Here is a 12,229-nt window from a genome sequence, read left to right as displayed (position 1 = left end):
CTACCCCGCGGCTGAGATGTAGGCCGCTTGAATCGCTAAGGGTCTCGACGTGTTTCTTGTTGGCAGCCGCAAACGGTGAAGCAAGTCCATCCATGATGCCCATACGCAGCGCCGTGTCGGGCTTCACGGCCAAACTTTGCATATCGCTGTTGACGGCTTTGTTTAGCGCGTGCATCTGGTGCCCCGAATTGACAAAGGCCTGCGTGCGACTTCTGACGGAAGTCACGGCCGCGCCGTCCTTATGCTCCTGCCGAGCCCGCTGGGTTTTCCCCGATGAATCCACGTGGTAGGCCGAGGGAGCATAACGATCCTCCTTCGTGACGAATGTTGTTTCGCGACGACCAGTCCTCGGCTTGATATCCGCCAGCGGACCCGACGGCACCTGGCGCCCCCCAATACTGCTCGATCCTGAGCGTCGGGTGGGGGCAGAACTTGATGTCGACGGCGGATTTTGCGGAAGAAATGTGACCTTGGGGCCAGAATTCGAATTTATTTTTGACATGGTGCCCTCCGAAAATGGAGATGGAATCAATAGTGGCGCCCGGCTTGGTTTGCGGGTTTTTTCCCTTTGCGAAGTCGCTATGCGTCATGCGAAGCGCGATACATGACTCATCAGGGGCCGCGCCAGCAATGGCAAGAAAAATCAAGCCGCCCCGCCAGAAAGCGTGGCAAGCAGTCGCGCTACCTCAATCCGCTCGAGGCTATGCCCGTCGCTGACCAGCGGCTCGCACGCAGTGATCGTGTTGTTGAGGTCGGCGTGCACCCTCCGGCTTTCGCCCAGATAGCGGTTGAGCAGCGCTCGGGTTTCCGCCGAATCGTATTTCGTAAATTGAGGAAGCTGCGGATAACGTGCCCTGCTGTCTGCGCCTTCTTGCTCATAGGCCTGATTCAGCATGTTCTCGACCTCGGTGTGGAACCGGGTGATTTCCGGGTGACGCCCCAGCTTCGATTGATCCACAGCAACGCCGTTGCTACGACCAAATCCAAGCAGTGTGGCAGCGACCTCCAGGTTCCTGTCCATTACCGGATAGCTCATGTTGGGCAAGTGCGCGAGCAGCCTTTGATAGACCTCGAGGTCGGGCGTATCGGGCGAGCAACGGAGGTACCGGGTCAAGAGTGCTTTTTCCCGAACAACAGCCGCGTACATGTGTGCGGTATTGACGAGCCATCCGCTCGGCCCCTCGAAGGTTCGGCCCTTGTGTTGTCTCGCGCGTTCGGCCACCGGAATCAGGGCAAATTTTGCATCCAGCCCATACTCCTGCTTGACCTTCGCGATGTGAGGGTAGATGCCGCCTTCCAGGCCTTGCTCCAGATATTGCGCGGGTTTCGAACCCCACACCGCGTGCGAAAGCCCTTGCGACATCGCGTCGTTCAACTCCTCGACCATGGTGGTGGAAAAATCGCTTCGCGTATTGAGTCGGGCCACCCACAGCGCGGTCTTATCGACGGTCGACAAATCACGCACCCGCGGCCCCAGCGTGCGTTCCACATCGGCAAGTTCCGTTGCCGTTAGCATTTTCGCCAACGGCGGCGACAATCTGGCCGCGGTGTTTGCAGCGGGGGCGGATCGGCTGGTTACTGCGGGCTGTTGATGATGGGCCATCGCACTGGGCTGCGCTGAGGCGGAACTACCGCTGGCGTGTTGCCGGGACGACGAGAACGACGAAAGCCCTCGCAGCATGGGGGGCGTGTTGTTGGTGGTGGGGTGGCCGCGAAGTCCCGAGGGCTGTGCCGCCGGGTTGTGTTGAACCAGTTGGGAATCGTTGGTGGAACTGGAACCTTCTACTTGACCGGACTGAACGCGCATCGTTGGATCTCCCATCCAATGGCTTCCTCGTTAGTTAACTTAGTCGAGGCGGAGGAAGCCGGGCAAATGGGAGCATTTATAGCAAGACGATGGGCCGCCCAGTCGTATGGTTGCGAAATCAAGGCTTCCGGGGCGAAGCAATTCCAGCATGTCCGAGGTAGCGCCGTTGGCTCGGATAGTCAGGAATCTTGATTAAGACTGGCCGCTAACGCGGCCAGGCGGCTAGCGGTTCAAATGTCCTGCGCAAGCGCAAAAATTTGACGCATGCTGATCTCGCAAGCAAAGGCGACGTTTTCGTCTATCGCCTCCTTCGCTTTGCGACGCAGCGGAACTTAAGTTGGCTGACCCGCTTGCAGACCATTCAATGTTGGCATCTGGGTCGCCGCCGAATTGACGTTGACGCCGCGATCGATACGTAGATGTGGTCCTGCAAACTGGCAGACCACGGTGTCCCGGAACGCGGACTCTACAAAGGTCCAAGTCATGACAAACGTGCGCTCGTCTTGCCACGTGCCGCTTGCCACCACACGCATGATGTCCGGCTGATACTCGTGGTGCAAATCGTTGCCAGTCATCGTCGTGTTGCCCTCTATCGGCTGGCGCAAACCAACCCGGATCGTGTGAGTGCCTCGCTCATCGACCAATGAAAAAGCGCATGCGTCTTCGGCAAAATCAAAGCGTACGGACTTTACCTGTGCGGCATTGTCCGAGAATTGATACGTTTTACCCGACACATGCTGGATGACGGGTGACGTGGTGGCCACGAACGGCGGTAACAACTCCAGATTATCCGTGCGCGCCTTCAGCTTCTTCAGGCTGCGATTATCCAGCGGCAAACCGGATGGCGGCGTGTCCTGGAAAGCCGCGGGGAAATGCCGGTAAAGCAACTGCGAAAACCCGCTGTCCAACGGAATGGCCGCGTTAATGGCCAGCACTGCGTTTTGCTTCGGGAATACCACCGAATATTGGGTGAAAACCCCGTCGGCCAGATAAGCGTCATCCTGCCCCAGCCACCACTGATAACCGTATTTTCCCGGGACGTGCTGCTGATGCACGGCGTCCACCCACGACTTGGGCAAAAGCTGTTGCCCATTCCACATGCCATCCTGCGCGTGCAATACGCCAAATTTCAGCGAGTCCGAGGTCTTCCAGCTAAGGCCGTTAGCCCCGGGGGAAATGCCGTCCGGCCCAGTCGGCCAGTCATAACCGCTGATCCCTAGTGGGTCGAAGATGCGGGGCTTCAGATAGTCGACAACCGTCTGCCCGGTTGTCTTCGTAACGATGCCTGACAACATATAAGTCGCGGCGCTGGTGTAGACGAACTTCGTTCCGGGTTTGTAGACCACTGGAATCTTGAAAAACTCGGCGATCCAACTCGTCTTGATCTGACGCCAGACGGAACCGGACACCATCGATGCATGCCCGGTGCGCATAGTCAGAAGATCTTCCACCGTCATCGCGGCGAGATTGTCGCTGACAGTTTCAGGTAGATACTCCTTGAAGAAGGACACGACCTTGTCTTCGAGGCCGAAGCGACCGTCTGCAATCGCTAACCCAACAGCGGCCGACGTCACACTTTTTGTCAGCGAATGCATCATGTGGATGCGGTCAGCCCGATACGGCTCCCACCAACCTTCTGCGACGACATGACCGTGGCGCCACAGCATGAAACCATGCAACTCGAAACCACTGCTTCGAGCGTCATCCAGAAAGGCAAGGATGGCGTCCGGGCTGATGCCTTGTGCCTCGGGACGGCTGCGCGGCAGCCCGTCGGAGACCGCCGGGTTTTGACTCTTCTTCGGCGATGAACCAGCCGCGAATGCCCGCGCTTCGAAGGGCAATAGAGTCGCTGCGGTGCCTCCAAGCAGCAAGCGCAACGTCCCGCGTCTTGAAATGCCCCCGGTGTTTATATCGGGCACCGTGTCAACGGAGGGGGACGAATTCATACTTGTGGTCATAGCTCGTGTGGGTCACTTCAGGGAGGCGAGATTGCCGGTTCGGAGCGCGGGATTCTAGCAACGCGGTAGGGGCGCGAGAGTGGCTGAAAAATGGCGTGAATGCCATCTACAAGAATCTGTACAACGCTATACGGAGTGACAATGTCGTCAACGATGAAAGAGAAATTCAATAACGATGAAAGGGAAACTCAAGATTCAGATAATGACAGCCGCGATTAGGACTATTCAAGTCAAGAGGAAAAGCGCTTTGTTAGCGCAGTTAGATTGTCGCCAATCTCGCTGAACTGATATCTAGTATCTCTTCACGGCAACTTTTCAGATCGGAAACTCATACGCGTTTCGTTCGCTTGCGCATTAACCACGCCGCCGAACGCACGTCCGCCTTCGATTTCCCTTTCATTTTGGAATTCTGTCACCGCATTGCCACGGTCACGTCATTTCATTCTCAAAATTGGGGGCCATACTCCTGACGCCGGATGAAATAAATCGACGTATGCCCGATTCCAACCGGTCCGTCTGCAAATTCGACGCGAAAAAAAATCGCAAGTCAGGCGCCGCAGGTCGATGCCGCGCCACGCAATTCCCCATGCTGGACTAATCGCCTGATAAGAACACCCAACTTTTAATCAGAGAGTATCGATGTCTTTCAATTCATTCCGCTCTGGCGCGATGCACAAAGTCGGCCTGAGCCTCACCACACTGGCACTCAGTCAGATACTGGTGGCTTGTGGCGGTCACGGCCAGTCGAATACTTCGGGTCCGACTACCGCAGCTGTGTTTACGCCCAAGACGCCGATCCAGCACGTGATCGTGATCATCGGAGAAAATCACAGCTTCGATAACGTGTTCGCCACCTACCAGCCGCGTACCGGTCAGAGCGTTTGGAACCTGCTGTCGCAGCAGATCGTCACGCAGAGCGGTGCGCCGGGTGCGAATTTCGGCCACGCCAACCAGGCTGCCGCCACGGATACATCGGCCGACGCCTTTCTGCTGAGCCCGCCCCAGAGCACCTTCAGCGGCTCGGTACTGCCTCCGCCGCTGCAAGGTGGCCCGCAGACCAGCTACCTGCCGACGGGCAGCACGGTGAGCACAGCCCAGCAGACCGAAAACGGCCTCGACCCCCAGTACTACCAATACCTGTTGACGGGCGGTACCGGCCAGACCGGCAACGTGCCCGACAGCCGTATCGCCAACGTCAACGCGCTGCCCACCGGTCCGTTCCAGCTGACCGGCGCAAGCTTCAGCTATGACAACTACTCGGCCAGCCCGGTTCACCGCTTCTACCAGATGTGGCAGCAACTGGACTGCAGTCTTAGCCATGCGTCGGCGTCCAATCCGTCCGGCTGCGACGGCGCCCTCTTCTCGTGGGTTGAAACCACGGTCGGCGCTGGCGCTAACGGCGCAGCCCAACCGGCCAACTTCAACAACACCACCACCGGCGAAGGCTCGAGCGCCTTGGGCTTCTACAACATGTCCAATGGCGACGTGCCGTACTTCAAGTCGCTCGCCGACCAGTACGCCATGAGCGACAACTTCCACCAGTCCGTCAACGGTGGTACCGGCGCCAACCACATCATGCTGGGTCACGGCGACATGATCTACTTCAGCGACGGCAAGGGCAACGCGCTCACTCCGCCGCACAACGCAGTGGTGGCGAGCGGCTCGGCCAATGCTGGTACGGTCGACGAAATCGAGAACCCGAACGCGGCTCCCGGCACCAACAACTGGTATACGCAAGACGGCTATGGTGGCGGCAGCTTCGGTTCTGCGTCATTCGGCGGTGGCTCATACTCCAACTGTGCCGATTCGACACAGCCGGGTGTCGGTCCGATCCTGAACTACCTGGGGTCGCTGCCGAAGCCGGTCGCGTCCAACTGCGAGGCAGGCCACTACTACCTGCTGAACAACTACAACCCTGGCTATTTCGGCAATGGCGCCAACGCCTACACCGACACCAGCCCCAAAAACACGGTGTTTACGATTCCGCCGTCGACCGTACCGAGCATTGGCGATGTGATGAACACCGCCAACGTGAGCTGGAAGTACTACGGTGACCAGTGGAACAACTACGTCAACGACCCGTACCAGTCGAACTGGGGTGTCGCAGGTCCGACCAGCGACGAGTACTGCACCATCTGTAACCCGTTCCAGTACGACACGTCGATCATGGGCAACCCGGCTCAGGTCGCAGCTCACCTCCAGGATACGACGAACCTCTATTCCGACATCGCCAACGGTACGCTGCCGGCAGTGTCGTTCGTCAAGCCAAGCGGCTGGGTCGACGGCCATCCGAGTTCGTCGAAGCTGGATCTGTTCGAAGGCTTCTCGAAGAAGATCGTCGATGCGGTCCAGGCCAACCCGTCGCTGTGGAAGAACACCGCCATCTTCATCACCTTCGACGAAGGCGGCGGCTACTACGACTCGGGCTACGTGCAACAACTCGACTTCTTCGGCGACGGCACTCGCATCCCGTTCATGCTGGTGTCGCCGTATGCGAACCCGGGCTTCGTCTCGCATAGCTACACCGATCACGTTTCGATCCTGAAGTTCATCGAACGTAACTGGGGTCTGCCGGTGATCAGCACCCGGAGTCGCGACAACCTGCCGAACCCGGTCGTAGCAAGTTCGAATCCGTATGTGCCAACCAATGGCGCGTCGATCAACGACTTGTTCGACATGTTCGACTTCCCGGCGCCTTCCAAGTAACCCCGGGTCTTCTCCGTTGAAAGCCGGTGCCGAAACCGATCAAGGTTTCGGTATCCGGCTCGCTTCGTTTACTCTCTCCGCAAAGGAAAAGTGTTGAATCGTCTCCGCTACACACTTCTGGGCGCAGCCGCCCTGCTCGCGATGTCCGCCTGTACCCACAGCGGAACCGATACCAGCAGCGCATCGGGTACATCGTCGAAGGATGCAACCGATGCAGGACTCACGGTGAACGGCACCGTGATCAGCACGCGCGAAATCGCCATGCTGATGCGTCAGCAGCCAGTCCGCAACGAAGCGCCGAACTCCCAGCAGAAGATCGTCGACAACCTGACGATGCAGGTTCTCGCGGCCCAGGCAGCGAGCCAGAAAGGCCTGGACAAGTCGCCCGAGGTCCAGGATCAATTGGACCTGTCGAAGACTTCGATCCTGGCGCAGGCCTACGTCAAGGATTTCTTCGCGACCCACCAGCCGACCGACGCGCAACTGAGCGCCGAGTATGACAAGGTCAAGGCCGCGGCATCGGGCAATGAATACCGGGCTCGCCATATCGTGGTGAAAACCGAGGACGAGGCCAAGGCGATCATCGCCAAACTGAACCAGGATCCGAGGGCCTTCTCAAAGCTTGCAAGCGACGACTCGCTGGACCCGATCAGCAAGGCTAAGGGCGGCGACCTGGGCTGGTTCGATCCGGCCCGGATGCAGCCGGAGTTTGCCGCTGCGGTGACGAAGCTCGGCAAAGGCCAGATCTCGCAGCAACCCGTGAAGTCGCAATTCGGCTATCACGTGATCGTGGTGGACGATATCCGTTCCAAGGCAGCCAACGTACCGCCCTTCGATCAAATCAAGGATTCGTTAACTGACCATCTGAAGCAGGAAGACCTGCTCAAGAGCCTGGACGATATGAAGTCAAAGGCCAAGATCTCGGTCAAATCCTGACCAGGTAGTGCTGTCAGCCGTTGGCCTGCCGGCTGACGGCTGCGCTTCACTTTCGCGAAACATATCGAATATTTTCCGGTCATCCATGAGCTTCAGCCAGTCCCGTATCAAACGCCAGCTCAACCGCATTGCGTGCGTCGCCCTGATGAGCCTTTGCAGTGTCATCAGTTGGAACGGCATAGCGCAAAACAAAGCCGCGCCCACCCAGCAAAGCACACCGCAAATCGATCTCTGTCCGCGCCCGGCGGTCGGCAGCGCGGTTCCCGAACCGGTTGATTTGCGTAGCAGCCACGGCGTGCTGAAGCTCGACCTGACGATCCAGAACGTGCGCGAACCGGACGGATCGGTGCGTTACTGCTACACGACCCCGAGCGGTGCGCAGGCGCCGACGCTGCGCGTACATCCGGGCGATCGGGTGGTACTCCGACTGAAAAACAACCTGAAAGAGATCGTCTCGGCCGCCAAGCCCAGCGACCCGATGGCCGGCCCCATTTGCTCGGCCAAACCGCGCAAGGTCAGCAATCCCTGCGACAGCGACGTGATGACCGCCACGTCCACCAATCTGCACTTTCACGGCATGACCATGCCGCCCGTGTGCCATCAGGACGACGTGCTGAAGACCTCGATCCAGCCCGACGACGGAGTGTTCGAATACAACTTCCAGGTACCCAGGAACGAGCCACCAGGACTGTACTGGTACCACCCCCATGTCCACGGCTTCAGCAGCGAGCAGGTGGGGGGCGGCGCTTCGGGCGCGCTGATCGTCGAAGGCATCGAGCGCGCGATTCCCGACGTGGCCGCGCTGCCCGAGCGGGTGCTGGTGATCCGCGATCAGGAACTGCTGCATCCGGATGCGCCGCCGAACAAATCGGAACCCCCGGCGCTTGCCAAGGCGCAGCTCGACAACGACGGCGATACGCAGAACACGGGTACGGGTTTCGGCAAGCCGTCCAAGGATCTGTCGGTCAACTTCGTGCCGGTGCCTTATCCCAACTACGAGCCGGCCACAATCCGGATCAAGCCCGGCCAGCGGCAGCTCTGGCGAGTACTGAACTCGTCGTCGGTCACCTATCTGAATCTCGCGCTGCTGTACCAGCACAAGCCGCAGTCGATCGGAATTGTCGCCATCGATGGCGTGCCCAAGCAGAAGGAAGGCAACGGCGCCATACCGTGGGTCGACCATATCGGTATTCCGCCTGCCTCGCGCGTCGAATTCATCATGAACGGGCCGCCGCCGGGCGTGACCGGCTTGCTGGTGACCCGCACGGTAGATACAGGCCCTGCCGGCGAAAACGACCCCAACCGTGCGCTCGTCCTGATCAAGGCCGACCCGCAGGCACCCGAACTGGCATCGACGCTGCCCGCTGCGCATTCGCCGCTGCCGGCCGACAAACTGCCTCCGCTTCGGGACGTGAAGCCGGTCCGGACGCGCAAGCTTTTCTTTACGGAAATACCGTCGAATCCGAATGATCCCAATAGCCCCACGGATTTCTACATCACCGTGGAAGGCCAGAAACCCAAATTGTTCGACCCGCATAGCCGAGTGCCGAATATCACCGTGCATCAAGGCGACGTTGAGGACTGGATCATCGAAAACCGTTCACCCGAACTGCATGCGTTCCATATTCATCAGATTCATTTCCAGGTGATGGAGGTGAACGGGCACCCGGTGGATGAACCGTTCCTGCGCGATACCGTCAACGTGCCGTACTTCAGGAGCACCGAGCTGAGCTACCCCAGCGTGCGCTTGCGTATGGATTTCCGCGATCCGAACGTGGTGGGCACGTTCGTCTACCACTGCCATCTGCTCGAGCACGAGGATGGCGGAATGATGGGAACGGTGCGCGTGCTGCCGCGCGGGAAATAAGCAGCCGCGAACCAGGAGCGTGCCGATGGACAGCGCCCAACAGGTCGAACTCTAGCGGACGTTCCCAGATTGTCTCGCGAGCGATGTGGATTCCGATGGGGTTCAGAGCAAATCGCAGGCGTCTTGGAGCGTGCGTCCCGTTTTCCGGTAACAGCGTGGTAGAGGTGAGCAAAAGCGGCATAGGGGGTAGTCATATACGACTGCCCCCTATGCCACACCATCCGGCATGCGGGTCCGCACCGGGGGGGTCGGGAAGTTGAGGTTATAGGGAGCACAAGACCACGCTGCAAGCAGGCACACGCAGTTCAGGTCCAACCCTCCGGCTTCCGGCCGGTGTCGACTCAGTTGCCAACGTCAAGAAGCGTACGGAGCTAAGCGACGAGGCGTTACTGGTCGCCGCACGCCAGGTTCAGATCACCGCGCCTAGCTTATATTTTTGCACCGCAGTATTAAAGTAAAGGTTTGATTTTTCTTCTGTGGAGAAATTTTTCGTGATTCGCTTGAATGCGTTCCATAGGATTGCATAGCTACTACTCTGTTTGTCGACGGGAAAATTGCTTTCGAACATACATCGCTTCGGACCCAATGCCTCAATGCAAGTCTCGACATATGGACGCCACGCAATCGATAGATCTTCAGACGATGGCGGGACGGAATGAAGATGAAAATCCCAGCCACAAAAGAGCATGCCGAATCCTCCAATCTTGATGCTCAGATTGGGATAACGGGCGAGTTGCTGGACATGTGAGCGCCACGCAGAGAAGACGTCGGCGCGATTCAGATACGGTGGAATACCGAGAAGTCCACCCGCATGGTCAATGGCTGCGCAGCCTGTTGATCGAATTGGCGGAGCCGATCCGCCAGACAGGTGCCCAATAAATCCGTGGATACCTGGCAGAAAATGGGGCGAATGACCGGAGCGTGTCGAAGTTCAGCCATAGGTCACAGTCGAACGACCGTCGCCTCCCGGCTCGCGTGCCGACTGATGCATCGTACCTGCTCAGCTTCGACTCCGACCGACGACAATCGACCCATAGCGGCTGGTCGAGTCGATTCTGATTTTAGGGCGGCTTTCGAGGTACAACGGCCGTTCGACCGTGAGAGTACTGAGATCGATGTTCGGAAGCCGCCGCTTGCCTGGGTTCAGGCACGCCTATGGTCTGGCTATGCCGCTGACCAGCAGTTCATTGCTTGATCGTCGTCGGCAGTTGGTTATATATCCAGACGGCAACTACCGCCGACCCATGCCCACGTCTGGGTTGGAGACGACGGAGGTCGCAACTGCGCCATGGCGGTCGCCATGTCATGCTGTTGTCCCAGGTGGATACTTGAGAGTGACAACCGCTAATCGACAAGAGAAAAAACCAGCCGGCCATGGACAAAGCCCGATTTTGCTGGCCTGACGCAGACGTTGATGCCGTAGTGAATCATCACTGGCCCAATAAAAACGAAGGCAACTTTCTTCGGGGATGGCCAGTGCGTCTTAAGCAAATTGCCTTACGAGCGTTCTTAATACCGGACCTGCGTGGTCATGAAATCGACGAATACCAGAACACAGATAGTTCAAACCAGGCTCCCCATCAGGACTGAGTACAAAGCGATTCTTCGGGCACTCTCCCCAACAGAGTTTCAGGTGCTTGCATTGGCGGCAGTATTCGGGGAGGGCGTCTCGCTTCGCGTAACCGAACTGCTGTTGCTGCGTGGAGAACGCCATTTCGCCGAGATGCGTGTCACGGATGTTGCCCAGCGACCACGCGGGATAAACATAGTGATCGCAAGAATAGACTTCACCATCATGCTCAATTGCCAGCGCCTTGCCGCAGAACTCAGCCGTCACACAGGTTTGGGCTGGCCGCCCCATGGTTTGCACAACCGCCGTTTCGAACAGGTTGACCAGCACCCGGCCGACGTCCTTCTTGAGCCACTCGTCAAAGGTTCGCGACAGAAAGTAGCCCCAATCATCCGGGTCTACCGACCAGTCTGTCACGACGGAATCCGCATTACCCGGCTTTGCGGCGTTCGTCCCCAGCATCGGCATCGTGTCTTTTGACCAATGCTGCGGGGCGACGTCACGAAAGACTTTGAGTTCGACACAAGGAATGAACTGGATGTAGGTCGAATTCAATTCATTCCGCAGAAAACGGTAGACGTCGAGCGGACGCTTTGAATTGATGCGATTGACGACTGTTAGGGTGTTGAATTTGACCCCGTGCCTGCGCAGAAAACTGACCCCACGCATCACCTTGTCAAAAGTAGGCTGGCCCTTGCGATCCAGACGGAAGGTGTCGTGCAATTCACGAGGACCGTCGATACTGAGGCCAACCAGAAAATCATTTCGTTTGAGAAACAGACACCATTCGTCGTCGAGCAATGTACCGTTCGTCTGGAGATCATTCGAAATCCGACGACCTATGGGCGTATACCTCCTCTGTATCTCGACGATGTCGCGAAAGAAGTCGATGCCGAGCATGGTCGGCTCTCCGCCCTGCCACGAAAATATGATCTCGTCGCCATTCTGGGCCTCGATGTACTGGCGAATATATCGTTCGAGCATCGAAGGTTCCATCCTCCGCCCCCGATGCTGGTCGAGCAGGTGCTCCTTATGCAGGTAGTAGCAGTACGTACAGCTGATATTGCACGTCGAACCAATGGGTTTGGCCATCGCATGAAAGCGTCCTTTTTGCGCGGGCGCTATCGGCTCCCACCCCGAACGTTGCCTCGGCACAAAGTCAATCGGCTGCCCTATTACGTCGCTGCTGGCGTGCATAACGGCTCCTGGTGCTAAGGTTTGGATGCGGGATAGATCGTCCTCCAGTCCCGATTCATGCTAACGACAACCCATCCACGTGCGACGGCTTCGTCCCACGCCTTGTCGAGCCGCGCAAGCTCTGATTGACGGTCATAAGCGAACTCGCGGTCAGCGTCGTCGTGATGGAGGATCAGTGCCAGTGTTTC

General features: G+C 58.1%; 8 protein-coding genes and 1 pseudogene. 3 read left to right on the top strand and 6 right to left on the bottom strand.

Translation table 11 applies throughout. The features are described from left to right. From PQQ51_RS33705 to PQQ51_RS33695, 3 genes are all read right to left on the bottom strand, one after another. A partial coding sequence (locus PQQ51_RS33705; protein ID WP_408501522.1) for a hypothetical protein occupies positions 1-502 on the bottom strand: 502 nt, incomplete at its 3' end. A 141-nt stretch (positions 503-643) separates the two neighbouring features. Beyond that, on the bottom strand, positions 644-1,807 hold the full coding sequence (locus PQQ51_RS33700) for a hypothetical protein (protein WP_408501521.1): 1,164 nt from the start codon (positions 1,805-1,807) through the stop codon (positions 644-646). A 332-nt stretch (positions 1,808-2,139) separates the two neighbouring features. Continuing rightward, positions 2,140-3,753, bottom strand: coding sequence for a serine hydrolase domain-containing protein (locus tag PQQ51_RS33695; protein WP_408501520.1), 1,614 nt, complete (start codon positions 3,751-3,753; stop codon positions 2,140-2,142). Between the two features lie 651 nt (positions 3,754-4,404). On the opposite strand from PQQ51_RS33695, the gene PQQ51_RS33690 reads away from it, so the two are divergent. The 3 genes from PQQ51_RS33690 to PQQ51_RS33680 all read left to right on the top strand — a co-directional run bounded on the left by PQQ51_RS33690 (position 4,405) and on the right by PQQ51_RS33680 (position 9,274). Beyond that, positions 4,405-6,471 carry an alkaline phosphatase family protein gene (locus PQQ51_RS33690; RefSeq protein WP_408501519.1) on the top strand — a complete coding sequence of 689 codons (2,067 nt, stop codon included), beginning with the start codon at positions 4,405-4,407 and terminating at the stop codon, positions 6,469-6,471. Between the two features lie 93 nt (positions 6,472-6,564). Next, the gene (locus tag PQQ51_RS33685; RefSeq protein ID WP_408501518.1) at positions 6,565-7,407 is read left to right on the top strand and encodes a peptidylprolyl isomerase; all 843 of its coding nucleotides are present in this window, start codon (positions 6,565-6,567) and stop codon (positions 7,405-7,407) included. A gap of 85 nt (positions 7,408-7,492) precedes the next feature. Continuing rightward, the gene (locus PQQ51_RS33680; RefSeq protein ID WP_408501517.1) at positions 7,493-9,274 is read left to right on the top strand and encodes a multicopper oxidase family protein; all 1,782 of its coding nucleotides are present in this window, start codon (positions 7,493-7,495) and stop codon (positions 9,272-9,274) included. A gap of 409 nt (positions 9,275-9,683) precedes the next feature. On the opposite strand, the gene PQQ51_RS33675 is transcribed toward PQQ51_RS33680, so the two are convergent. The 3 genes and pseudogenes from PQQ51_RS33675 to PQQ51_RS33665 form a co-directional block, all read right to left on the bottom strand. Further along, complete coding sequence (locus PQQ51_RS33675; RefSeq protein ID WP_408501523.1) at positions 9,684-10,055, bottom strand: amidohydrolase family protein; 372 nt, start codon at positions 10,053-10,055, stop codon at positions 9,684-9,686. 702 nt (positions 10,056-10,757) lie between these two features. Continuing rightward, positions 10,758-12,041 (bottom strand): anaerobic sulfatase maturase, encoded by a 1,284-nt coding sequence (locus PQQ51_RS33670; protein ID WP_408501516.1) that lies wholly within the window; start codon positions 12,039-12,041, stop codon positions 10,758-10,760. 14 nt (positions 12,042-12,055) lie between these two features. Further along, positions 12,056-12,229: pseudogene (locus tag PQQ51_RS33665) on the bottom strand (haloacid dehalogenase-like hydrolase); the annotation flags it as partial.

It is taken from the genome of Paraburkholderia xenovorans, from assembly GCF_046030735.1.
GTDB lineage: Bacteria > Pseudomonadota > Gammaproteobacteria > Burkholderiales > Burkholderiaceae > Paraburkholderia > Paraburkholderia xenovorans_A.
The sequence above is the reverse complement of the archived record's forward strand: the minus strand, read 5'-3'. Positions and strand labels throughout refer to the sequence as shown.